A 22959-nucleotide genomic window follows, 5' to 3' on the forward strand; every position below is an offset into this window, starting at 1 on the left:
TGGATGGCCGGATGGTGCGGATCCTGAGCTGGTATGACAACGAATGGGGCTTTTCCAACCGCATGGCCGACACCGCCGTCGCGATGGGCAAGTTGATCTGAGCAAGCCGGGGGCCAGCCCCCGGACCAAGCTGACGCGATGAGGGGGCCCGTTGCGGCCCCCTCTTTTTTGCCCATCACGCGCGCCTCACAGGTAGCGCACGGTTGCTCACCCGCAATGCCCCCAGCTTGAAAAGGGTTGAGCGAACCCGATCCCACCCCAGACGTTTCTCAGACATCCAAAGCGGCACTGGGCTGCCTTGGACGTAACCCACCTTTGAAAAGGGATTTGAGTCATGAAACGGAACACCACATTGCTCGCCTTGGCGATGTCCGGGGCGCTTATTGCAGGGCCCATGAGCTATATCGCGCCCGCTTTTGCTGGCTCCACGCCCGCCGCCAGCACGCAAACCAAAGACTCTGTCGCCAAAGCCACCGCAAGTTCGGCCAACAAACAACTGCTGACCACAGTCAATGATGCCTATACCTCGATGCGCGATGTGCGCGCGGCGCGGCTTGCCTTGTTTGACGGCAATACCGACATGGCCGGCAAGATGACCAATGACGCGATCGCCAAGATGAAGTCAGCCCAAGCCTCTGAGGCGAAATGGGGCGTGACCTCGAAAGCGGGCAAACAGGGCGTCACCTATGTGCCCTTTGACAGCTCAATCGCACTGGGTGAAGATTTCTCCGTCACGCCGGACAACGCCAAAACGGTGAGCAAAGCCAATGACCAGATGGCCAAAGGCGATGCGAAAGGTGCTGCGGAGACGCTTAAATCCGGCGATATCGCAGTCTCGCTAAGCGCGGCATTGGTGCCTACGAAACTCTCGCTGACACATCTGCAAGATGCCGCCAATCTGATCAAGAAAGGCAGCTATTACGAGGCCAATCTTGCGCTCAAAGGTGTTGAAGAAGGCGTGGTGATTGACCAATGGGCGCTGAACGATCTACCCCAACAGGCCGGAAACACGCAAACGTCGCAAACCACCACGCCAAGCGCCAAAACAGCGGGCTAAGACTTTAGTCCTTTGAATAGGCTTGCGAAATAGCTTCGCGCACGGCGGGGGTTACGAATTTCGACACATCCCCGCCGAGCCGCGCGATCTCTTTGACCAGCTTGGAAGCAATCGCCTGACGGCGCGCATCTGCCATCAAGAACACAGTCTCGATCTGCGGATCCAGTGCCCGGTTCATCCCAACCATCTGAAATTCATATTCAAAATCGGCAACGGCGCGCAGTCCCCGAATGATCACATTGGCCCCAACATCGCGGGCGCAATCAATCAGCAGATTCTCGAACGGATGCACAACGATCTCACCGCCACATCGCGCGGTGATAGCGCCGCATTCGGCCTTGAGCATCGCCACCCGCTGTTCAAGCGTGAAAAGCGGCCCCTTGTCACGGTTGATCGCGACGCCAATCACCAACCGGTCCACCAGCGCCAAGGCGCGTTCGATGATATCGATATGACCAAGCGTGACCGGATCAAATGTTCCGGGATACAGACCGATGCGCATGGCAACCCTCCTCTAAGTCCCCGTTTTCGGGTGCGCGCACGCAACTATATTGCGCACCCGAATGCAAGACCATTGTTGCCGCGACGCAGCATCAGTTGCCCATGATCATGCCGGTGAGCGCTTCTTTTTCCATATGCAGCTCGGCCAGGCGAGCCTTGACTACATCGCCGATCGAGATCACGCCGATCATCTCACCCTTGTCGCGCACCGGCATGTGGCGGAAACGCCCTGCGGTCATGCGCTCCATCACCTCATCGGTGCTGTCCATCGGGCCACAGCATTTGATCTCGCGCGTCATCACGTCGGAGGCCTTGAGCGTCAGGCATGCCGCACCGCGCCGCGCCACTTCGCGCACGATATCGCGCTCGGACACGATACCGGCGACATTGTGACCATCGGACAACACAACCACCGCACCGATCCGTTTGGCCGACAAAGTCGCCACGACATCGGCCAAACTGGTGTCCGGAGTCACCGTGACCACCGATGTTTGGCCCTTATCCTTTAAAATTTGCATCACTTGCATGGCGGTCTCCCTGAAACTTCTCGTTGAATCAAGCGTCTCACCGCGAAGAGCGGTTTGTCAACGGAAAGGCGATCACGGCGTCGCCAGAGTTGTGTCAGCTGCACGACGCTCCAACCGGGAAACCTCGTCACGCAAGCCCTGCCCCAGCGCCTCGGCAAAGCGCGTCAGCCGTTCCGAGCGTCGGTCATCCGCGTGACGGATCAGCCAGAAAGCACGCTTGAGCGAGACCTCATCGGCCAGTACCCGCACCACACCGGGCGCAAAGGGAATGGCAAAATCATGCACGATGCCAATCCCCGCCCCGCTTTGCACCATGCGCGTCTGCACCGAGGCCGAGTTTGAGGCCAGCCCAACCACCTGCGCCTCAGTTTCGGCAAAGTAATCAAGCTCTTTGTCGAAAATCATGTCGGGAATATAGCCGATCATGCGATGCGCGCGCAGATCGCCCTTACAGGTCAGCGGCGCCGATCTGGCCAGATAATCGCGATGCGCGGCGAGATGCAGGTGATAATCGGTCAGCTTTTGCACCGTCAGCCGCCCCGCTGTCGGGCGCGACACGGTGATCGCCATATCGGCCTCGCGCTTGGAGAGGTTGAACACCCGGGGCAGTGCCACGATCTGAATTTCCAGCCCCGGGTTGGCGTCTGAAATCTTGGCGCAAACCTGTGGCAGCAGGTAATTCGCACAACCATCGGGCGCACCGATGCGCAACTGCCCGCTCAACTGGCCCGCGGTGCCCGACAGCTCTTCTTGCGCGCCCCCAAAGGCCTGCTCGGCGGCCTCGGCATGGGGCAACAAACGGTCCCCCGCCTCGGACAGCGCATAGCCCTGCGGCGATTTCACGAACAGCTTGGCCGACAGCGCTTCTTCGAGGCGCGCGACGCGCCGCCCCACCGTCGCGGCATCCAGTTTCAACGCGCGCCCCGCCCGCGACAGGCTTTCTGCCCGCGCCACAGCCAGGAATATGCGCAGATCATCCCAATCGAGCATCACTCACCTTTGCAAAACTGCAAAACGCTTTTGAGTTACTTCCCCTTTTATCTACATTTTCGCAAGGCTATTGTTATGCCAAACCACAATCCCGTTTGGAGGAGAACCCTATGGAAGAGATCGGTCACTGGATCAACGGCAAGCGCGTTGCAGGCACGTCGGGCCGCTTTAGCGATGTCTACAACCCCGCCACTGGTGAAGTGCAAGCGCGCGTAGCGCTGGCCTCTCCGGCGGAAATCGACGTCGCTGTCGCAGATGCCGCCAAGGCGCAGCTGGATTGGCAAAAGGTCAATCCGCAGCGCCGCGCCCGCGTGATGATGAAATTCGGCGCGCTGATCGAGCGCGACATGGACAAGCTCGCCGAAGTTCTCTCGCGCGAGCATGGCAAAACCCTGCCCGATGCACGCGGCGATGTGCAGCGCGGTCTTGAGGTGATCGAGGTCTGCATGGGCGCGCCTGCTTTCCTCAAGGGCGAATTTACCGGCGATGCGGGCCCCGGCATTGATCTGTATTCGATGCGTCAGCCGCTGGGCGTCGTGGCGGGTATCACGCCGTTCAACTTCCCCGCGATGATCCCGCTGTGGAAAATGGGCCCAGCCCTGTCCTCGGGCAACGCGATGATCCTCAAACCGTCCGAGCGCACGCCCAGCACGGCGCTGATGCTCGCTGAAATCGCTCAAGAGGCCGGTCTGCCCGATGGCGTCTTGCAGGTGATCAACGGCGATAAAGAGGCGGTCGATACGATCCTGGATCATGAAACGGTTCAGGCGGTCGGCTTTGTCGGCTCGACCCCGATTGCGCAATATATCTACGGTCGCGCCGCCAATAACGGCAAGCGCGCGCAATGTTTCGGCGGTGCCAAGAACCACATGCTGATCATGCCCGATGCCGATATGGACAAGGCGGCCGATGCGCTGATCGGTGCCGGTTTTGGCGCGGCGGGCGAACGCTGCATGGCGATTTCGGTCGCAGTGCCGGTGGGTGACGCAGCCGCAGACGCGTTGATCGAACGCCTCGTGCCGAAGATCGAAAAGCTCAAAGTCGGCCCCTACACGGGTGGCGATGATGTCGATTACGGCCCCGTCATCACCGCAGCCGCCAAAGAGCGCATCCTTGGCCTGATCAACTCGGGCGTCGAGCAAGGCGCGAATCTGGTCTGTGATGGCCGCGACTTCAGCCTGCAAGGCTATGAAGACGGCTATTTCGTCGGCCCGTCGCTGTTTGACAACGTCACCCCCGAGATGGACATCTACAAAGAAGAAATCTTTGGCCCCGTCCTGTCGATGGTGCGTGCGAAAACCTATGAAGAGGCGCTCGATCTGGTGATCGACAACCCTTATGGCAACGGCACCTCGATCTTCACCGCTGACGGCGACACCGCACGCGACTACGCCGCGAAAGTGAATGTGGGCATGGTCGGCATCAACTTCCCGATCCCGGTTCCGCTGAGCTATTACACCTTCGGTGGCTGGAAAAAGTCGGGCTTTGGCGATCTTAACCAATATGGCCCCGATGCGTTCCGCTTCTACACCAAGACCAAGACGGTCACGGCGCGCTGGTTCTCGGGCATCAAGGATGGCGCCAGCTTGAACTTCAAAGCGCTCGACTGATCGCGCCCCCGATACAAACGAAAAGGCCGCGCATCACGCGCGGCCTTTTTCTTTATCGCTAACCCAAACGACTATCCAAGCTTTGCCAGCCCCGGGAAAGTATCAAGCAGCCAGAAACTAATGTTCGAGAACGCATTGGTCAGCAGCAAAATCCCGACAATCACCAACAGCGCGCCCATCGTTTTTTCGATGATGCCCATGTAGGGCTTGATGCGGTTCATCACGCCAATCGCGCGCTGGATGAACAGCGCCGCCAGTAGGAACGGAATCCCCAGCCCCAGCGCATAGACCGCCAGCAATCCGGTGCCGCGCGCCATATCCCCGCCTTGTGCTGCAATCGACAAGATCGCACCCAGTTGCGGGCCGATGCAGGGCGTCCAGCCAAAGGCAAAGGCCAACCCAAGCACATAAGCGCCTAAGCTGGAGCCGCCGCGATCCCCCGCGTCCAGCCGCGCCTCACGGTCGAGAAACCCGATCCGGAACAGGCCAAGGAAATGCAGGCCCAGCACGACAATCACACCGCCCGCGATACGCCCGAACAGCACCTGATTGGTCAGAAAGAACCGCCCGAAAGCCGAGGCCGTGAAGCCGAGGAACAAAAACACCGTCGACAGGCCCAGCACGAAGAAGATCGCAGGCACGACAGCCGAGCGTTTCCCCTCGCGCAGCTCGCCCATGCTCACCCCGCCCATATAGGCCAGATAGGGCGGCACAATGGGCAGCACACAGGGCGACAAAAATGACAAAAGACCCGCAGACAACGCGACAAACGCGGCGGGCAGGAAGGCGGCACTGGCAAGATCGATTCCAAACATGCCACAGCCTTACCCTATCGCGCAGGCGCGGTCACCTGTCCGTGAGATAACAACCTCGTGGACAAATCCGCGCGGGCGGCCTAATGCGATTTTCATGAGCGATACCCTAGAGATCGACGCGCGTGGCCTGCTGTGCCCGCTGCCCGTTTTGCGGCTACGCAAGGCGCTGGAGGGGCGCGCCCCCGGCACTTTGGTGCGCCTTGAGGCGACCGATGGCGCCAGCTGGGTCGACGTACCCCATTTTTGCGCCCAATGCGGCCATACGCTGATCTCGGCCGAGGATTGGGAAGGCGTGAAGGTCTATTTGGTGCGCAAGGGCTGAGGCCACCCCGCCCACGGCTGACATGTGCCCCCACACCCAATAGCAAAAAGGCCGGGCGCTGTGCCCGGCCTTTTACATGTTTCACAGCGCGATCTTAACCCCGGCTCCACCAACCGCGACGGCGGGATTTGGCGGGCTCGGGCTTTGTCTCAACCATCGTGTCGCCTTGCGGAATCTCGATGGGGGCCTCGGGCGGTGCCTCGGGAGGCATCTCCACCGGCGCTTCGCTTGGCGGGCTTGCCGGGGTTTCGTCAGGCACCTGCACCGGCATTTCGCTGGGTGCGGGCGGGGTTTCGACCGGCGCATTCGGCTGCGGCGCAGGCGGCGTTTCAACCGGTGCGTCGGGCTGCGGCGTTGCAGGAACATCCGGCGTTTCAACAGCTTCGGCAGCGACCGGCTCGGGCTTTTTACGCGTGCGCGTCCGGCGTTTCGGCTTGGGGGCCTCTTCAGCCACCGGAGCCTCAGCCTCGCCTTCAGCCACGGCTTGCGCCTCGGCGTCGGGTTCAACCTTCTTGCGCGAGCGGGTGCGCCGTTTCGGCTTGGGTGCCTCTTCCTCGGCAGCCGGTTCAGCCGCCTCAGTCGCAGGCGCGGCCTCAGCAACGGCCTCTCCCTCAGTCACAGGGGCTTCGACCTTCTTGCGCGACCGCGTGCGGCGCTTGGGCTTGGGGGCCTCTTCAACGGCCTCTTCGCTCACGGCAGCCTCAACCGGGCTCGCAGCAGGCTGATCGGCCCCGTCCGCTTGCACCGCATCAGCGGCATTTTGCGAATCGCTCTCGCCCTCGTCGCCATTCTGCGCGCCCTCTTCGCCATTGCCGCGCTTCTTACGACGACGACGACGGCGTTTTTTCTTGGGCTGATCGTCTTCACTCAGCTCGGGCGTTTCGGCCTCGGCCTCAACGATTTCCGCCTCTTCAACGGCCTCGTCCTCTTCATCCAGATCAATCTCGGCCATCAGGCTTGCCGTGGCAGACACCACCGCGCTGGAGACTTCGGGCACCAGACGGGTCGCGGTTTTCAGCTTTTCCATCGTGAAGTCGGGCGAGATCAGATCGGGGGCCGCTTCGATGCGCACGGACATGCCATAGCGCGCCTCAATCGAGGCGATATGTTCGCGCTTGGCGTTGATCAGATAGTTGGCCACGGCCACCGGCGCACGCACCAGAACCTCGCGCGAGCGTTTGCGCGTGCCCTCTTCTTCGATCGCGCGCAGAACCGACAGCGCGAGGCTGTCATCCGAGCGGATAATCCCCGTGCCATGGCAATGCGAGCACGGCTGCGTGGTGCTTTCCAGCATCCCCGGACGCAGACGTTGGCGCGACATTTCCAGCAGACCAAAGCCCGAGATGCGCCCGACTTGAATGCGCGCACGGTCGGTTTTCAGCTTGTCTTTCAGACGCTTCTCAACCGCAGCATTGTTGCGCCGCTCATCCATGTCGATAAAGTCGATCACGATCAGACCGGCCAGATCGCGCAGGCGCAACTGGCGGGCCACCTCTTCGGCGGCCTCAAGGTTGGTCTTGGTCGCGGTTTCCTCGATCGAGCCCTCTTTGGTGGCCCGGCCCGAGTTCACGTCGATCGCCACCAGCGCCTCGGTGATCCCGATCACGATATAACCGCCCGATTTGAGCTGCACGGTCGGGTTGAACATGCCCGTCAGATAGCTTTCGACCTGATAGCGCGCGAAAAGCGGCAGCGATTCCTGGTAGTGCTTCACGTTTTTGGCGTGGCTCGGCATGATCATACGCATGAAGTCTTTGGCCACGCGATAACCGCGCTCGCCCTCAACCAGCACCTCGTCGATCTCTTTCGAATACAGATCACGGATCGAGCGTTTGATCAGATCGCCTTCTTCATAGATCGGCGCGGGGGCGATGGATTTCATCGTCAGATCGCGGATCTGCTCCCACAGGCGCATGAGATATTCGTAATCGCGCTTGATTTCCGTCTTGGTGCGTTGCGCGCCAGCGGTGCGCACGATCAGGCCCGCGCCCTTGGGCACGTCGAACTCACTGGCGATTTCCTTGAGCTTCTTGCGGTCTGCGGCATTGGTGATCTTGCGCGAAATGCCACCACCACGCGCGGTGTTGGGCATCAAGACGCAGTAGCGACCGGCAAGCGACAGATAGGTAGTAAGCGCCGCGCCTTTGTTGCCGCGCTCTTCCTTGACGACCTGCACCAGCATGATCTGGCGCACTTTGATGACTTCTTGAATCTTGTAGCGGCGTGCGCGGGCCTTGCGGGGCGTGCGCATTTCTTCCTGAACGTCCTCATCGGCAATCGATTCAATGCCGCTGTCTACGGCGCGTTCGGCGGCGTCACTGTCGTCATCGTCTTGCGCGTCATCGTCGGAATCATCGCTGGACTCGTCATCGCTGGCGTCAGAGTCGGCTTCATCAGCAACAGGTGCCTCTGCAACAGGCGCATCCTCGGCGGGGAGATCTGCTGCGACGATTTGCGCTGCATCATCTGTCTCGACCGGAGCGGCCACAGCTTGCGCCGCATCGCCATCCTGCGCGTCGTCGGCCTCGTGATCGACAATCGCCATGCCCGGGATTTCGTCCGAGCTGACAACGGCCTCATCGTTCGTGGCCTTTTCGGCCTTGGCCGGACGGCGCGAGCGGCGGCGGCGCGTCGGTTTGGGTTTGTCTTCTTCGGCGTCGGCGGCCTCAGCCAACTGGCGCTCTTCCTCGATCAGAGCCTCACGGTCAGCGACCGGGATTTGATAATAATCGGGGTGGATTTCCGCAAAGGCGAGAAATCCGTGACGATTGCCACCGTAATCGACAAAAGCGGCCTGGAGCGAAGGCTCCACCCGCGTTATTTTTGCCAGATAGATATTGCCGGCGAGTTGCCGTCTGTTGATGGTTTCAAAGTCAAATTCCTCGACCTTGTTGCCGTCTGCCACCACGACGCGGGTTTCTTCCGCGTGGGTTGCATCGATAAGCATCTTCTTTGCCATGTAATTCCATTGCCCATGCCCTTGGCGCCAAACCCGGAGGGTCCAACGTACAAGCAGCATGATGTGTCCATGAGGCGATGGGCGGGCGGCACAGGCAAGCGGGCGCGGCCATTTCTGGCCCACCCTTGATCATTTGCCTCAGCTCGACACGCATCATCGCGGTTCTTTCCCAGGCGCACGGTTGTTCCGGCACCCCATTCATAACCTCCTTGCCCTGAAATCGGCAGAGGGAGGCAAACTAGCGGCCTTGCGGCCAATCGGTTGATCCAAAACACGCGCCACCTGCGCGTATTTTGCGCATCGGGGCTGCTTGGAGATCAGCGAATTTCGGTGGGTCACATAGGGCAGTGCCAAAGTGCGACCGACTGTTTATGACCATAGCGGCACGTTTGCCCGAAATACAATCGAATTTTCGTTGCGCTTGCGTTAATCGCACCGCCCAAACCGCACAACGCCCCCTCGGAGGTCCTCCGAGGGGGCGTGCTGATTGCAAGGTTTCGCGCGCCGCGCGGGCGCGAAACTTAAAGCGAGTTGATCTTGAGCAGGCGCGCCAACTCGCCCACGATACCCCGGCGGAACAGCAACACGCAGGCGATGAAGGTGCCCCCGATCACGACCTGCACCCAGGACCCGATGCCGCTTAGGACATGCTGCAACGTGACCACGACGAACGCGCCCACGACGGGGCCAAAGATCGTGCCCATGCCGCCCAGAAGCGTCATCAAGATCACCTCACCCGACATCTGCCAATGCGCATCCGTCAGCGAGGCGAACTGGAACACCAGCGCCTTGGTCGAGCCCGCAAGCCCCGCCAGCGCCGCCGACAGCACGAAAGCCAACAGCTTGAAACGGTCCACATTATAGCCCAGCGACAGCGCGCGCGGCTCGTTCTCGCGGATTGCCTGCAAGACCTGACCGAAAGGCGAATGGATGATCCGATAGATCACTAGGAACCCGACAAGGAAGATCGCCGCGACCGTGTAATACATCGCCAGTGGTTGGTTGAGGTCGATGAAGCCCAGCAGATGGCCGCGCGGAATGCCTTGCAAGCCGTCCTCGCCGCCGGTGAAAGGCATCTGCAGCACGAAGAAATACACGATCTGCGCCAGCGCCAGCGTGATCATCGCAAAGTAAATCCCCTGACGGCGGATCGCCAATGATCCCACGGCCCAACCCAACGCAGCCGCAAACAGCGTGCCCGCAGCGATCCCCAAAAGCGGCGGAAAGCCCCAGACCTTGAGCGCGTGCCCCGCGATATAAGCCGCGCCGCCAAAGAAGGCGGCATGACCAAAGGACAACAGCCCGGTAAAGCCGATCAGCAGGTTGAAGGCGGCCGCAAACAGCGCGAAACACAGCAGTTGCATCACGAAGACCGGGTAGAAAAGCGTCGGGGCAATCAGCAAGAAGCCGATCAACGCGACCCAGAACACTCCTTGCCAGATCCGCGAGCGCGTGCGGTGTTCGGGTTCTCCGGTGTTTTCCTCGAACTCGCCGATTTCGGTGGTCGTATCGCTCATATCTTGCACCCCTTAACTCTGACGCCCGAACAGCCCATTGGGCCGAACCAGCAAGACGATCACCATCAACAGAAAGATCACGGTATTGGCGGCGGGTGCGTAAAAGACCTTGGTGATCCCCTCGACCAGACCCAGCGAGAAGCCAGTCACCACCGCCCCCGCAATCGAGCCCATACCCCCAATCACCACCACCGCAAAGATCACGATGATCAGGTTGGCCCCCATCAACGGGCTCACCGAATAGATCGGCGCGGCCAGCACGCCCGCAAGCCCCGCAAGCCCGGTGCCAAAGCCAAAGGTCAGCATCACCATCAAGGGCACGTTGATGCCAAACGCTTTCACCAGTTCCGGATTTTCCGTGCCTGCGCGCAGGCGCGAGCCGATCCGGGTGCGCTCGATAATGTACCAGACCACGAAACAGACGATGATCGAGAAGATGATCACGAACAGGCGGTATTTCGGGAACATCATAAAGCCAAGGTTCACCACCCCGCGCAGGCTTTCGGGCATACCCGGATAGGGCGTTCCCGAGGCGTTGAAGAAGTTGATGAACAGCCCTTGCAGCACCAGTGTGACGCCAAAGGTCAGCAGCAAGGAATAGATCGGATCGAGTTTATAGAGACGGCGCAGCATAAAGCGCTCGATCAGCATCCCGAACCCGGCCACCATCAGTGGCGCAAGGATCAGCGCGGGCCAGAAGCCGATATGCAGCGCATCCAGCCCCACCCATGCCCCGGCATAGGAATACAGGATCAGCGCCAGAAACGCGCCCAGCATATACAGCGCGCCATGGGCGAAATTGACCACGTTCAGCAGGCCAAAGATCACCGCCAAGCCAAGGCTTAGCATCGCGTAGAACACACCGTTATTTAGGCCCAGCATACCCTGGGCGAGGATCAGTCGGATCATAGGGTCCATGTTTGGTCTCCCTCCTTACACGCTCAGGTAATGGTTGAGGCGGTCCATGCTCGCCTCGACATCGGCGGCCTCGATCGTGTCGATCACCTCGCCATGTTCGATGACGTAATGACGATCGGCCAACGGCGCGGCAAAGCGGAAGTTCTGCTCCACCAGCACAATCGTGTAGCCCCGCGTCTTGAGGTCGCGAATGACCCGGCCCAGCGTTTTCACGATCACGGGGGCCAGCCCTTCGGTGATCTCATCGAGCAACAACAATCGCGCGCCGGTGCGCAAGATACGCGCAATCGCAAGCATCTGCTGCTCGCCCCCCGACAGCCGTGTGCCCATGCGTTTGCGCACATTGGCGAGGTTGGGGAACATGTCGAACAGCTCTTCAATCGACATGCCATCGGCGCCCACCATCGGCGGCAGCAGCAGGTTTTCTTCCACCGTAAGCGAGGCAAAGATGCCGCGTTCCTCGGGGCAAAACCCGATCCGGCCATCGGGCGAGATGCGATGCGCGGGCTTGGTGATGAACTCTTGACCGTTGATCGCAATCGAACCCGTCCGGCGATCCACCATCCCCATGATTGAACGCAGGGTCGTCGAGCGCCCTGCCCCGTTGCGCCCGAGCAGCGTGATCAGCTGCCCCTCGCCCAGTTCCAGATTGACCCCGTGCAGGACATGGGATTCGCCATACCACGCATGCAGGTTTTCGATTTTCAGCATCGGTTTGATCAGGGTTGTCGTGCTCATACGGCCTCCTCCTGCTCATCGGCAGAGACGCCCATATAGGCCTCCATGACATTCGGGTTCTTGGACACCTCGGAATATGGCCCCTCGGCTAGAACCTCGCCGCGCGCCAGCACGGTGATCGTGTCGGCCAGTTCGGCCACGACGCCAAGGTTATGCTCGACCATCACGATCGTGCGGCCATCGCGCACACGCCCGATCAACTCGGTCACAGCACCCACATCTTCGGTGCCCATGCCCTGCGTCGGCTCATCCAGCAGCATCAACTCGGGCTCCAGCCCCAGCGTTGTCGCGATTTCCAGCGCCCGCTTGCGCCCATAGGGCAGCTCGACCGCGCGCAGGGTGGCGTAATCAGCCAGCCCCACCTGTTCCAGACGCGCCATCGCCTGCGCATCCAGATCATGCAGCAACGCCTTGGAGCGCCAGAAATGATAGCTCACCCCCAGCCCGCGCTGCAGCGCCAGGCGCACGTTTTCCAGTACGGTGAGGTGGGGAAACACAGCCGAAATCTGGAATGAGCGCACAACACCCATATTCGCGATCTCGGCGGGTTTCTTATTGGTAATATCGGTGTCGTTGAACAATATCTTGCCCGATGTGGGCGTGATGAACTTGGTCAACAGGTTAAACATTGTCGTCTTGCCCGCGCCATTGGGCCCGATAATGGCATGGATCGAACCGCGCTGGATGCGCAGATCAACCCCGTTCACAGCCACAAAACCGCCAAAACTTTTGGTCAGGTTGCGGGCCTCGAGGATGATGTCACTCATGGTCTGGCCTTCGCACTGATACGCGTTCGGGGGCGGCCTGTCGGTCGCCCCCGTCCGAGTTTTGATTGGCTTATTTATTGACGAGCGGGCAACCGCCAGCCGCAAGCGACGCATAGGCTTCATCGCCCGGAATGGTGCGCACGACATCGGCCACATCCCACGGGTCGGTGCCGCCGTCTTTGACTTTGAGCAGATACATATCATGCACCAGCAAACCGTCTTGACGGATCTGACCGCCCTTGGCGAAGAAATCGTCGATCTTCATTTTGCCAAGCTGTTCGCGCACCTTGTCGGGATCATCCGTGCCAGCCGCCTTGATCGCCTCAAGATAGGCCATCGTCAGCGAGTAATCCGCCGCATGCACAAAGGTCGGAGCCTCACCGCCCGAGAATTTCTCGTATTCGGCTTTCCACGCTTTGGACTTGTCGTCAGAGTTCCAATACCAGCCGCTGGTGAATTGCAGCCCCTTGGCCACATCCGTGCCCAACGATTTCACGTCCGAAATCAGCACCAGCATACCCGCCAGCTGCTGACCGCCCTCGACGATACCGAATTCATGCGCCTGCTTGATCGCGTTCACGGTGTCTTGGCCCGCATTGGCCAGACCGATCACCTTCGCGCCCGAGCTTTGCGCCTGCAGCAGGTAAGACGAGAAATCGGTCGAGCTAAGCGGCACGTCCGAGCTGCCCAGAACCTTGCCACCAAGGCTGTTGATCACCTCGGTGGTGTTGTCTTGCAGCGCATGACCAAAGGCGTAATCGGCGGTGATGAAATACCAGCTATCGCCACCGTTTTTCACAACGGCCGTCGCCGTGCCCACGGGCAGAGCGTGCGTGTCATAACCGTAGTGGATGCCGTATTTCGTGCAATCCGCACCCGTGAGCGCAGCAGAGGCCGCGCCCGTTGCCATCGTGATCACATGCTTGTCGGAGGCCAGTTTCTGCACTGCCAGCGCCACCGCCGAGTTGGTGAGATCGGTGATCATGTCGACATGCTCTTCGTCGATCCACTGACGCGCGGTCGCCGAGGCCACATCGGCCTTGTTCTGGTGATCCGCCGAGATCACTTCGATCGGCTTACCCAGAACGGTGCCGCCGAAATCACGCACGGCCATGTTCACCGCATCCACAGCGCCCTTGCCCGAGAAACCGGTCGAATAGACGCCCGACATATCGCCCAGCACGCCGATTTTCACGACGCCGTCCGAAACCGCGTCCTGCGCCAGCGCGCCATTTGCAGCCAGCATCAGCGCTGCGGCACTCACACCTGCATAAATTGTTGATTTCATGAATCTTCCTCCCTGATTGTTGTCTATTGTCCGCCCGAAACCACCCGCAAGCGGCATCGTTTGGATCCGTCTTGATCGCGCGAGCCCCAGCCTTGGGGGGCGATACGCAATTCTTGCGCCATCCTCACACACCCCGGTCCCGTCCTCCAATGGGGTGCGTCGTGAAGTCTTGCCAGACCGGCACTCACACGTTCACGTGTTGCATAAACCGCCACGACCCTCACTCAGAGTCAACATAGCGTTATCACACGCAAAACAAGCAATCACCGATCTAGGCCTAAAGGATAGGTGGGAGACGCCGCGCGGCCATGCCACGATTTGCGAAGTTGATGTGCGCAAATGCCCATACCCGTTCAGGAGATGTTATGACTTTCGATTGGGACGATCTTCGCTATTTTCTGGCCGTGGCGCGCGCGGGTCGTCTGACGGCGGCAGCGCGGATCATCGGATCGGATCATGCGACCGTGTCGCGCCGGGTGGGGGCGCTGGAAAAACAGCTTGGCGCGCAGTTGTTTGAACGCAGCCCGCGCGGCTATGCACTGACGAGCGCGGGCGAGCGGCTGCTGCGTCATGGCGAGCAGATCGAAAGCGTCGCGGCCAAGGTGCATGACGATATCGCAGGCGAGCTATATGCGCTGTCGGGTTCGGTGCGAATCGGCGCGCCCGACGGGTTCGGTGCGTTTTTCCTCGCCCCACGGCTGGCCGATTTCGCGCGCGACAATCCCGACCTCGAGGTGCAACTGGTCGCCACGCCGCGCATTTTCAGCCTGTCCAAACGCGAAGCCGATATCGCCATCACCCTGTCACGGCCCGAAAAGGGGCGGCTGATTTCGCGCAAACTGACCGATTACACGCTGCATCTCTATGGCGCGCCCGATTATCTAGACGCTCATCCCGTCACCGATACCGAAACCTTGGGCCAGCATCTGCTGATCGGCTACATCCCCGAGCTGATCTACACGCCCGAGCTGGATTACCTGTCACTGGTGATGGGCGATCACGTGCCCCAGCTGTCTTCGACCAACCTGTTTGCGCAGATGCGCGCGGTGGCGGCAGGCAAAGGTTTGGGGATTTTGCCCGATTTCATGGCTCAACACAGCCCCGAATTGATCGCCGTTCTGCCCGAGCAGATCGAAATCCGGCGTTCATTCTGGCTGGTGGCGCATCAGGATTTACGCGACAGCGCGCGGGTGCGCACCACGATGCGCTTTATCGCCGATCAGGTGGGGGCGGCGCGCGGCGAGTTTCTGCCCGACGCGCCGCTGCCCTGTCACAAATAATCTGACCGCTGAAGCCCGTATTTCGCCATCTTCTCGTTCAGGGTGCGGCGCGGCAGGCACAGTTCTTCCATCACCGCCGCGATAGATCCCTTGTGACGGCGCATCGTGTTGTCGATCAGCATTTTTTCAAAGCTCTCGACATATTCTTTCAGCGGCTTGCCCTCGGTGGTGATCGCCGCAGGGCCGGTATCTTCGTCATCGGCCATCAGAAGCGAGGCAATCGAACCCGAACCGCGCCGCGATTGCAGCACCGCACGCTCGGCCACGTTGATGAGCTGGCGCACATTGCCCGGCCACGGCGCTTGCAGCAGTTGCGCGGCCTCTTGCGCGGTCACCTCGGGGACGTCGCAGCCATATTCATCGGCGAATTGCTCTGACATCCGGTTGAACAGTGTCAGAATATCTTCACCGCGCGCACGCAGCGGCGGCAGGGTGATTTTCAACGCGGCAAGGCGGTAATACAGGTCGGGACGCAGCGCATCCTCGACCGTCTTGCCCTCGCCATGGGTGTTGCAGATCGCCACGATCCGGGTCTCGGCGGGCGTGCCTTGATCGTTGATGAATTGCAGCAACCGCGCCTGAAGCGGTTGGCTCAGCGCCTCGACATCCTCAAGGCAAAGGGTGCCGCCGCGCGCCTCTTCGACAAGGGGCAAACCGCCCTCTTCGACGGGGCCAAACAGCTTGGCCGCCAGCGCCTCTTCGGTGAAGGCGGCACAGGAAACCATGACGAATTTCTTGCCCGCGCGCGGGCCCGTGGCATGCAGCGCATGCGCCACCAAGGTCTTGCCCGACCCGGTCTCGCCATCAATCAGCACATGGCCATCGGCCTGACTGAGATCAAGCACGTCCTCGCGCAGCCGCTCCATCGGTTCAGAGGTACCGATCAGTTTGCCGATCACCTTTTCGCCCTTGGCCAGATCGCGACGCAGCGCGCGGTTGTCCAGCGTGGTGCGCCGGGCTTGCGTGGCACGTTTGGCCAGCTCGGTCATCCGGTCGGGGCTAAAGGGTTTTTCCATGAAATCCATCGCGCCAAGGCGCATCGCCTCAACCGCCATGGGCACATCGCCATGCCCGGTGATCATGATCACCGGCAAACCGCTATCAATGCCCATCAACCGCTTGAGAAACGCCATCCCGTCCATCCCCGGCATCCGAATGTCGGAAATCACAACGCCCGGCCAATCCGCGCCAATTTCCTTGAGCGCATCCTCAGCAGTGGGATAGGTCTCGGTGTCAAACCCCGACAGCGCCAGCCATTGGCTGACCGATTGGCGCATGTCCTCTTCATCATCGACGATCGCGACCTTCATCATTCTAGCCATATCTTACTCCGCAGCCCTAATGGACCTGTTCTTATCCGACAAAAGCGGCAACTGCACTTCGAACACAGCGCCCCCACCCTCAGAATTATGCGCGGTCATGCGACCGCCGAAATCAGCCACGATGGACGAGGAAATCGCAAGGCCAAGCCCCGTTCCCTCGCCCGGTTTCTTTGTCGTCCAGAACGGCTCGAACAGCTTGTCGAGATCGCTGATCCCGGGGCCATTATCGCGCACGCTCAAAACGGCAGTCTCCCCCGCCGTCAGCATCAGCTCGACCTGGGGTTCGGCCACTGACTTGGTGGCGTCCAAGGCATTGCGCAACAGGTTAATGATAACCTGCTCCAAACGGATGCGATCAGCCATCACCATAACAGATCCGCGCGGCATCGTGCGGATGATGTGCAATTTGCGGGTTTTAAGCTGCGGTTCCATCATCGCGAGCGCCTCAGAGAGCGCGGCGCGCAGATCGACTGGCTCAAACGCCTCGCCGCCTTTTCGGGCATAAGATTTCAGCTGACGCGTGATCGCCCCCATCCGCCCGATCAGATCGTCAATCCGCTGGAACGAGGAGAGCGCCTCTTCGGTGCGCGCGCGCTGGAGCAGAAGCTTCGCCCCCGCCAGATAGGTTTTCATCGCAGCCAGCGGCTGATTCAACTCGTGGCTCACTGCCGCCGACATCTCGCCCAAAGCGGCGAGTTTGGAACTTTGCGCCAAGGTTTGTTCGGCCACGGCAAGGTCCATCTGGGCTTTCTCGCGCTCGGCAATCTCGCGCGACAGGCGCACGTTCAGAGTGCGCAGCTCTGCCGATTCGGCGCGCAGGGCCTGACTTTGGCGCCGCGCACGCCGTGACAGCGCGTAAAACACCAGCGCCAGCAAAATCGCGAACCCCATGATTTCCAGCGCCAGCACCGCATTCACCCGCTCGCGGACCGAATCATAGCTGGTAAACGCGATCATTTTCCAACCGCGGAACGGCACGCGCGCCTCGGTGCGCATCACGGCCTGCCCCTTGAGATAGGCATCCGGGGCCTCATTGGCCCAATCGGCTGTGGCTTGCAGCGCGCGCTGAATCGCCGTGGGGGCCGAGCGCGCCGCCAAAGCCTGCGCCATCGTCAACCCGCGCCAACGCGGCTCGGTCGTCAAAATGATCGTGCCCGCACTATCCGTCACCGCCACCGCATCCGAAATGCCCGCCCAAGAGCGCTCGAACTTCGACAGATCGGCCTCAACCACGATCACTCCGACGGGGCGATTATCTTGAACGACGGCGCGCGAATAGTCGAACTCCGCGCCCCCCGCCGTATTGCTGTTAAGCGAAAAGATCGTATCGCGCGAGCGCGTCGCATCGACGAAAAACGCCTCTGTGGAAAAGCCCATGCCGATCTGCGTGCGGTTGGTTGAGGCCACCACCCGCCCCTGCATGTCCAGCAAGCGGATCGAGGCCACCGCCACCTCTTTGCGCGCCGATATCAGCTGCGCCGAGGCCGTAGAATAGTCATTTGAATCAAGCGCTTGTATCAGTTGCGGGTCACGCGCCAGCAAGAGCGGCACAACATTGGTGCGCTGCAACTCGGACATGATGTTGCCGGTATAAAGGGCCAGTCGCAACTCGGCGCGCACGCGCGTGGTTTCGGTGAAGCGCTGCGTCAGCCAGAGATTGCTGACCCACATCACTGCCACGGCCAGCACCAAAACCGCCGCCACAGCGATCCGCATCAGCCAGCGGGCACGCACGCGGCGCGCATTGGGCGCGGGCTCGTCTGCCTCGGGCAATATCAGATCTTGCGATGTTTCATCAGACATGGCGCCAACTTACGCCAGTGCAATGAGCGCGGGCAAGCATGCGCTCTCAGGCGCTTGCCATGATCCCAGACAACGCGCGGAAAAGCGCCGCCCCATCGGCGCCACCTTGCGCAGGCTCAATCGCGCGCTCGGGATGGGGCATCATACCCAGAACCCGACGGTTTTCGCTAAGCACTCCGGCGATATCATCAACCGATCCATTGGGGTTGTCGACATAGCGAAACGCCACCCGATCCTCGGCTTTCAGCGCGGCCAACCCCTCGGGGTCGATCTGGTAATTGCCGTCGTGATGCGCGATCGGAAAGGTCACCTGCGCCCCCGCCCCGTAGCTTTCGGTATAGGGGCTGTTGGCACTGGCCACGGTCAAGGCGACCGGCTTGCAGATATATTTCAACGAAGCATTGCGCATCAACGCGCCCGGCAGCAGGCCCATTTCGGTCAAGATCTGGAACCCGTTGCAGATGCCCAGAACATAGCCACCCCGTGCGGCGAAATCGGCAATCGCCTGCCCCACCGGAGAGCGCGACGCAATCGCCCCACAGCGCAGATAATCGCCATAGGAAAACCCGCCCGGCACGCCGATCACATCGATCCCGTCGGGCAGTTCGGTTTCCTTGTGCCAGACCTTGATCACCTGCGCGCCGGCCTTTTCAAAGCCCACGGCCAGATCACGGTCGCAATTGGACCCGGGAAAGGTGATGACAGCGGCTTTCATCGCAGCGGCTCCTGCTTTCAAGTGTTTGAAATATCCCGAGGTTCGGAGCAGCGCCCCGGCGGGTTCAGACGATCTCGACGGTGTATTTTTCGATCACGGTATTGGCGAGCAGCTTGTCGCACATCTTTTGCACTTCCGCCTCTGCGCTCGCGGCATCGGTTGCGGCCAGATCCAGCTCGATCACCTTGCCCTGACGCACGCCCTCAACCCCCAAAAAGCCCAGATGGCCCAGTGCATGACGCACCGCCTCACCTTGCGGGTCAAGCACCCCATCCTTAAGCATCACATGCACGCGCGCTTTCATCGCCGGGGCTCCTTTCAGTTGATCAGGGTCGGTTTGATCTGCGCGGTATTGGTGGGCAATACGCCCAGCCGCCGCGCAACTTCGGTATAGGCGTCGGTCAAGTTGCCCAGATCGCGCCGGAACACATCCTTGTCCAGCTTCTCGCCAGTCTTCATGTCCCACAGGCGGCAACTATCGGGGCTGATTTCATCGGCGACCAGAAGGCGCATGAAATCACCTTCCCAAACGCGGCCAACCTCGATTTTGAAATCGATCAACTTGATACCAACGGCATAAAACACGCCAGTCAGGAAATCATTCACCCGCAGCGCCAACGCCACGATGTCATCCAGATCCTGCTGATTGGCCCAGCCGAACGCGATGATATATTCCTCGGGCACCAGCGGGTCACCCAGATCATCGTTCTTGTAGCTGTATTCCACGATCGGACGGGGCAAAGGCGTGCCCTCTTCCAGCCCAAGGCGTTTGGAAATCGAGCCGGCCGCAAAATTGCGCACGATCACTTCCAGCGGCACGATCTCGACCTGACGGATCAACTGCTCGCGCATATTGAGCCGTTTGATGAAGTGGTTTGGCACGCCGATATTGGTCAAACCCGTCATGAAATACTCAGAAAGGCGATTGTTGAGAACGCCTTTGCCCTCGATCGTTGCCTTTTTCTGAGCATTGAACGCGGTGGCGTCATCTTTGAAATACTGCACAAGCGTGCCCGGTTCAGGGCCCTCATACAGCGTTTTCGCCTTGCCTTCGTAGATTTTCTTGCGCCGCGGTGCCATGGCGTCTCCGTTCTCGCTGCGCTCCCTGTCAGCCCGGGCGCGGGCGGCATGGGAGACCCTTGCTTGCCCTATAGAACAGGCCCGCCGCTGGGGCAAGGCAAACTGCGCAAACTCTCATGCGCCCGCGCGCGGTTCCTCTTGCGATGTGGGGGAAGGGTGTGCATATCAAGAGATAACGAAAAACTTACTTCGGGGGAAACAGCCGATGACCACGTTCGATGATCGCGAAAACGCCTATGAGAACAAATTCGCCCATGATGCGGAATTGCAGTTCAAGGCCGATGCGCGCTGCAACAAGATGCTCGGCGTCTGGGCGGCAGATCTTTTGGGTAAGACCGGACCGGCAGCGGCTGACTATATCAGCTCCGTCGTGACGGCGGATTTCGAAGAAGCCGGGCATGAGGACGTCTATCGCAAGCTGGCCGCCGATCTGGATGGCAAAGCCGATGAAGCCGCGATCCGGGCCAAAATGGCGGAATGCATGCTTGAGGCCCGTCGTCAGGTCCTCGAAGAAATCTGATCCCACAGCCTCACGCCGATATCTCACGCCGGACGCACCCGTTGCGCCCGGCGTTTTGCTGTGTGGGCGTTAAGCGCCTGTGAACGGCTCTGCGCTAGCCTGTTCGACAAGTTGGGGTCGGCCAGGAGCAATTTAATGGCGCAACACAAGTCCAGCACGTCGCGAACAGGGTCCGCCCGTTCGGCGCTGCAAGCGCGCCAGATGCGCCTGCCCGGTTGGGCGGGCGCGCTTAGGCGTCAGATCGTGGTGATCGCGCTGTTGGCGGGCTTTGCGCTGTTGCTGCGCGAACGGATTGCGGCGCTTGACTGGGGCGCGATTGCGGCCGCTTTCGCGCAGGTGTCGCCGCTGCAATGGACCCTCGCCGCACTCGCCAGCGCCTGTTCCTTCGCGGCTTTGGCCAATTATGACGCGCTGTTGCATCGCGCGCTTGGCACGGGTCAGCCGCCCGAGCGGGCGCGCCGCGCCGGCTGGGTTGCCATCGCGATTTCGCAAACCGTGGGCTTTGGCCTGATTTCGGGCGCGCTGGTGCGCTGGCGGATGTTGCCGGGAATGTCGCTGCTCGAGGCGTCGCGCCTGACTGCCGCAGTCGCGGCCAGCTTTCTGGCTGCCTGGGCGGTGCTTGGCGCCTTGGTGCTGATCGCGTTGCCTGTGCCATTGGCGGACCAAGGGGCTTGGGCCGTGCGCGCCATGGCGGGCATCGCTTTGCTGTTGGGCGGTGTGCTGACCGGAGTGGCCCTTTGGAAGCCGGGGATGAAAATCGCGCGCTGGCATCTGCGCCTGCCAACGCTGCCCGTCATGGGGCGTCTTTTGTGGCTGTGCTTGCTCGATACCGCCTTTGCGGCACTGGCGCTGTGGCTTTTGCTGCCTACGGGCTGTGGGATTGGCGCGCTGGCGCTGTATCCGGCCTTTCTGATCGCACTTGGGGCGGGGTTTGTCTCTGGCTCACCCGGAGGGGTTGGTCCGTTCGAAGTGACGCTGCTGGCGCTGCTTCCGCAGCCCGAAACCGCTCCGTTGTTGGCGGCAATTCTTGCGTGGCGGCTGGTCTATTACGGGGCGCCTGCCCTTTTGGCGATGGCAGTGCTTGCACTCTCGGATCGCGCGCATCCCGCGCGCCTGCGGCCCCATCTCGTGCCGCCCGCCCCCGTGCTCACACCGCGTTTGGCGCATCTGATCGGGCAATCGGATCAACCAGAGCTTGGCTTGCTGCGTCAGGGCGAGCATTCGGTGCTGCTAAGCCCTGATGCGCGCAGCGGTTGGATGATCGGGCGCACATCCCAAGCGCTGATCGGTCTTCTTGACCCCTTTGGCGATGTCGATATGCCAACCCATTTGGCCCAACTGCGCGAAAATGCGCGCGATGAAGGACGTATCGCTTGCGCCTATAAGCTTGGCCCGCGCTCTGCCAGCATTGCGCGCAAATCCGGCTGGCATGTGACCCCCGTGGCCTTGGAATGCTGGCTGGATCTGTCAGAGTTTCAGCTCGCAACGCCCGCGCGCGCCGGTCTGCGACGCAAGCTGCGCAAGGCAGAAAAGGCTGGGGTCTGCTGCGCGTTCGAGGCCGCTCCGGATGCGGGTGATTTGGCACGGATCGCGGCAGTTTGGGCGCACGCACGCGGGGCCGAGCGGGGCTTTTCGATGGGCCGTTTCAACGCCGCATATGTCGCAGATCAGGCTGTGATTGTCGCGCGCCACAACGGCGCGATCATCGGATTTGCCAGCTTTCATACCGGTCACGCCGCTTGGGTTCTGGACCTGATGCGCCCAGCCCCAGATGCGCCCGATGGCACGATGCATGCGCTGATACTGGCGGCGATTGACGCCGCGCGTGCGTGCGGTGTTTCGCGCGTTTCGCTTGCCGCCCTGCCCCCACGCGCCGCCGATATCGCTGGGCCTGCGCGCAAGATCTGGGATCGCGCCGAAAAGGGCGCCAGCGCTGCTGGGCTGCGCCAGTTCAAGATGGGTTTTGCGCCCCGCCTGAGCCCGCGCTACATCGCCGCGCCCTCACGCGGGGCGTTAATGCTCGGGGCGGCGGATGTCGCGCGCGCAATCCATGCGCCACCCGCCCTATGCGTCCCCTCCCAAACGCCAGTTTCCGAGCCAAACGAGGGGCAAATTCATCCGCCTGCGCGCGCCCCGTTCAAATCCTGCTCAAGATCATCTTGAAGGAAAGGAATTTGCCAATTGTCGCCCAGCGTGGCAGGACAGAGAAAAGGGCCGCCCCACCGCGCGC

Annotated in this window: 21 protein-coding genes; 6 read left to right on the forward strand and 15 right to left on the reverse strand. The window is 61.0% G+C overall.

What is annotated here, in order from left to right:
* Positions 1-334: 334 nt before the first annotated feature.
* Entirely contained in the window at positions 335-1057 is a 723-nt protein-coding gene (locus QZ571_RS00865; protein WP_295530250.1) for a YfdX family protein, read from the forward strand.
* A 4-nt stretch (positions 1058-1061) separates the two neighbouring features.
* Here the strand turns inward: QZ571_RS00865 and coaD are convergent, their stop codons facing one another.
* From coaD to QZ571_RS00880, 3 genes are all read right to left on the reverse strand, one after another.
* On the reverse strand, positions 1062-1559 hold the full coding sequence (coaD, locus tag QZ571_RS00870; protein WP_295530253.1) for a pantetheine-phosphate adenylyltransferase: 498 nt from the start codon (positions 1557-1559) through the stop codon (positions 1062-1064).
* A gap of 91 nt (positions 1560-1650) precedes the next feature.
* Positions 1651-2085: a CBS domain-containing protein gene (locus tag QZ571_RS00875; RefSeq protein WP_295530256.1), complete on the reverse strand. Its 435-nt coding sequence runs from the start codon at positions 2083-2085 to the stop codon at positions 1651-1653.
* Positions 2086-2157: 72 nt separating this feature from the next.
* On the reverse strand, positions 2158-3075 hold the full coding sequence (locus QZ571_RS00880) for a LysR family transcriptional regulator (RefSeq protein ID WP_295530259.1): 918 nt from the start codon (positions 3073-3075) through the stop codon (positions 2158-2160).
* Positions 3076-3185: 110 nt separating this feature from the next.
* Here QZ571_RS00880 and QZ571_RS00885 point away from each other — a divergent pair, with 110 nt between their 5' ends.
* Complete coding sequence (locus QZ571_RS00885) at positions 3186-4685, forward strand: CoA-acylating methylmalonate-semialdehyde dehydrogenase (protein ID WP_295530261.1); 1500 nt, start codon at positions 3186-3188, stop codon at positions 4683-4685.
* Positions 4686-4756: 71 nt separating this feature from the next.
* Here the strand turns inward: QZ571_RS00885 and QZ571_RS00890 are convergent, their stop codons facing one another.
* A complete protein-coding gene (locus QZ571_RS00890; protein ID WP_295530265.1) occupies positions 4757-5500 on the reverse strand; it encodes a cytochrome c biogenesis protein CcdA in 744 nt (247 codons plus the stop codon).
* Between the two features lie 94 nt (positions 5501-5594).
* Here QZ571_RS00890 and QZ571_RS00895 point away from each other — a divergent pair, with 94 nt between their 5' ends.
* Positions 5595-5822 (forward strand): sulfurtransferase TusA family protein, encoded by a 228-nt coding sequence (locus QZ571_RS00895; protein ID WP_295530268.1) that lies wholly within the window; start codon positions 5595-5597, stop codon positions 5820-5822.
* A 94-nt stretch (positions 5823-5916) separates the two neighbouring features.
* Here the strand turns inward: QZ571_RS00895 and QZ571_RS00900 are convergent, their stop codons facing one another.
* The 6 genes from QZ571_RS00900 to QZ571_RS00925 form a co-directional block, all read right to left on the reverse strand.
* Positions 5917-8781: an Rne/Rng family ribonuclease gene (locus QZ571_RS00900; RefSeq protein WP_295530652.1), complete on the reverse strand. Its 2865-nt coding sequence runs from the start codon at positions 8779-8781 to the stop codon at positions 5917-5919.
* Positions 8782-9302: 521 nt separating this feature from the next.
* The gene (locus QZ571_RS00905) at positions 9303-10298 is read right to left on the reverse strand and encodes a branched-chain amino acid ABC transporter permease (protein WP_295530271.1); all 996 of its coding nucleotides are present in this window, start codon (positions 10296-10298) and stop codon (positions 9303-9305) included.
* 12 nt (positions 10299-10310) lie between these two features.
* The gene (locus tag QZ571_RS00910; protein WP_295530274.1) at positions 10311-11216 is read right to left on the reverse strand and encodes a branched-chain amino acid ABC transporter permease; all 906 of its coding nucleotides are present in this window, start codon (positions 11214-11216) and stop codon (positions 10311-10313) included.
* 15 nt (positions 11217-11231) lie between these two features.
* Positions 11232-11954, reverse strand: a complete 723-nt coding sequence (locus QZ571_RS00915) for an ABC transporter ATP-binding protein (RefSeq protein ID WP_295530277.1) — start codon at positions 11952-11954, stop codon at positions 11232-11234.
* Complete coding sequence (locus QZ571_RS00920; RefSeq protein WP_295530280.1) at positions 11951-12721, reverse strand: ABC transporter ATP-binding protein; 771 nt, start codon at positions 12719-12721, stop codon at positions 11951-11953. The genes QZ571_RS00915 and QZ571_RS00920 overlap by 4 nt, the downstream gene beginning before the upstream one ends.
* Before the next feature lie 70 nt (positions 12722-12791).
* A complete protein-coding gene (locus tag QZ571_RS00925; protein ID WP_295530284.1) occupies positions 12792-14009 on the reverse strand; it encodes an ABC transporter substrate-binding protein in 1218 nt (405 codons plus the stop codon).
* A 365-nt stretch (positions 14010-14374) separates the two neighbouring features.
* Here QZ571_RS00925 and QZ571_RS00930 point away from each other — a divergent pair, with 365 nt between their 5' ends.
* Entirely contained in the window at positions 14375-15289 is a 915-nt protein-coding gene (locus QZ571_RS00930) for a LysR family transcriptional regulator (RefSeq protein ID WP_295530287.1), read from the forward strand.
* Here the strand turns inward: QZ571_RS00930 and QZ571_RS00935 are convergent.
* The 5 genes from QZ571_RS00935 to purC form a co-directional block, all read right to left on the reverse strand.
* On the reverse strand, positions 15280-16611 hold the full coding sequence (locus QZ571_RS00935; protein ID WP_295530290.1) for a sigma-54 dependent transcriptional regulator: 1332 nt from the start codon (positions 16609-16611) through the stop codon (positions 15280-15282). The genes QZ571_RS00930 and QZ571_RS00935 overlap by 10 nt on opposite strands.
* A gap of 3 nt (positions 16612-16614) precedes the next feature.
* A complete protein-coding gene (locus QZ571_RS00940; protein ID WP_295530655.1) occupies positions 16615-18327 on the reverse strand; it encodes an ATP-binding protein in 1713 nt (570 codons plus the stop codon).
* A gap of 133 nt (positions 18328-18460) precedes the next feature.
* Positions 18461-19129, reverse strand: a complete 669-nt coding sequence (gene purQ, locus QZ571_RS00945; protein ID WP_295530293.1) for a phosphoribosylformylglycinamidine synthase subunit PurQ — start codon at positions 19127-19129, stop codon at positions 18461-18463.
* A gap of 64 nt (positions 19130-19193) precedes the next feature.
* Positions 19194-19433, reverse strand: a complete 240-nt coding sequence (gene purS, locus QZ571_RS00950) for a phosphoribosylformylglycinamidine synthase subunit PurS (RefSeq protein ID WP_295530296.1) — start codon at positions 19431-19433, stop codon at positions 19194-19196.
* 14 nt (positions 19434-19447) lie between these two features.
* The gene (gene purC / locus QZ571_RS00955) at positions 19448-20209 is read right to left on the reverse strand and encodes a phosphoribosylaminoimidazolesuccinocarboxamide synthase (RefSeq protein WP_295530298.1); all 762 of its coding nucleotides are present in this window, start codon (positions 20207-20209) and stop codon (positions 19448-19450) included.
* 205 nt (positions 20210-20414) lie between these two features.
* On the opposite strand from purC, the gene QZ571_RS00960 reads away from it, so the two are divergent.
* Positions 20415-20729, forward strand: a complete 315-nt coding sequence (locus tag QZ571_RS00960) for a DUF1476 domain-containing protein (RefSeq protein ID WP_295530301.1) — start codon at positions 20415-20417, stop codon at positions 20727-20729.
* A 135-nt stretch (positions 20730-20864) separates the two neighbouring features.
* Positions 20865-22892, forward strand: a complete 2028-nt coding sequence (locus QZ571_RS00965) for a phosphatidylglycerol lysyltransferase domain-containing protein (protein ID WP_295530304.1) — start codon at positions 20865-20867, stop codon at positions 22890-22892.
* Positions 22893-22959: the final 67 nt, after the last annotated feature.

Origin of the sequence: uncultured Thioclava sp., from assembly GCF_913064665.1 — a bacterium.
Lineage (GTDB): Bacteria > Pseudomonadota > Alphaproteobacteria > Rhodobacterales > Rhodobacteraceae > Thioclava > Thioclava arctica.

Coding starts and splice junctions, on each gene's coding strand:
- QZ571_RS00865 (WP_295530250.1), top strand. CDS start 335: ATGAAACGGAACACCACATTGCTCGCCTTGGCGATGTCCGGGGCGCTT.
- coaD (WP_295530253.1), bottom strand. CDS start 1,559: ATGCGCATCGGTCTGTATCCCGGAACATTTGATCCGGTCACGCTTGGT.
- QZ571_RS00875 (WP_295530256.1), bottom strand. CDS start 2,085: ATGCAAGTGATGCAAATTTTAAAGGATAAGGGCCAAACATCGGTGGTC.
- QZ571_RS00880 (WP_295530259.1), bottom strand. CDS start 3,075: ATGCTCGATTGGGATGATCTGCGCATATTCCTGGCTGTGGCGCGGGCA.
- QZ571_RS00885 (WP_295530261.1), top strand. CDS start 3,186: ATGGAAGAGATCGGTCACTGGATCAACGGCAAGCGCGTTGCAGGCACG.
- QZ571_RS00890 (WP_295530265.1), bottom strand. CDS start 5,500: ATGTTTGGAATCGATCTTGCCAGTGCCGCCTTCCTGCCCGCCGCGTTT.
- QZ571_RS00895 (WP_295530268.1), top strand. CDS start 5,595: ATGAGCGATACCCTAGAGATCGACGCGCGTGGCCTGCTGTGCCCGCTG.
- QZ571_RS00900 (WP_295530652.1), bottom strand. CDS start 8,781: ATGGCAAAGAAGATGCTTATCGATGCAACCCACGCGGAAGAAACCCGC.
- QZ571_RS00905 (WP_295530271.1), bottom strand. CDS start 10,298: ATGAGCGATACGACCACCGAAATCGGCGAGTTCGAGGAAAACACCGGA.
- QZ571_RS00910 (WP_295530274.1), bottom strand. CDS start 11,216: ATGGACCCTATGATCCGACTGATCCTCGCCCAGGGTATGCTGGGCCTA.
- QZ571_RS00915 (WP_295530277.1), bottom strand. CDS start 11,954: ATGAGCACGACAACCCTGATCAAACCGATGCTGAAAATCGAAAACCTG.
- QZ571_RS00920 (WP_295530280.1), bottom strand. CDS start 12,721: ATGAGTGACATCATCCTCGAGGCCCGCAACCTGACCAAAAGTTTTGGC.
- QZ571_RS00925 (WP_295530284.1), bottom strand. CDS start 14,009: ATGAAATCAACAATTTATGCAGGTGTGAGTGCCGCAGCGCTGATGCTG.
- QZ571_RS00930 (WP_295530287.1), top strand. CDS start 14,375: ATGACTTTCGATTGGGACGATCTTCGCTATTTTCTGGCCGTGGCGCGC.
- QZ571_RS00935 (WP_295530290.1), bottom strand. CDS start 16,611: ATGGCTAGAATGATGAAGGTCGCGATCGTCGATGATGAAGAGGACATG.
- QZ571_RS00940 (WP_295530655.1), bottom strand. CDS start 18,327: ATGCGGATCGCTGTGGCGGCGGTTTTGGTGCTGGCCGTGGCAGTGATG.
- purQ (WP_295530293.1), bottom strand. CDS start 19,129: ATGAAAGCCGCTGTCATCACCTTTCCCGGGTCCAATTGCGACCGTGAT.
- purS (WP_295530296.1), bottom strand. CDS start 19,433: ATGAAAGCGCGCGTGCATGTGATGCTTAAGGATGGGGTGCTTGACCCG.
- purC (WP_295530298.1), bottom strand. CDS start 20,209: ATGGCACCGCGGCGCAAGAAAATCTACGAAGGCAAGGCGAAAACGCTG.
- QZ571_RS00960 (WP_295530301.1), top strand. CDS start 20,415: ATGACCACGTTCGATGATCGCGAAAACGCCTATGAGAACAAATTCGCC.
- QZ571_RS00965 (WP_295530304.1), top strand. CDS start 20,865: ATGGCGCAACACAAGTCCAGCACGTCGCGAACAGGGTCCGCCCGTTCG.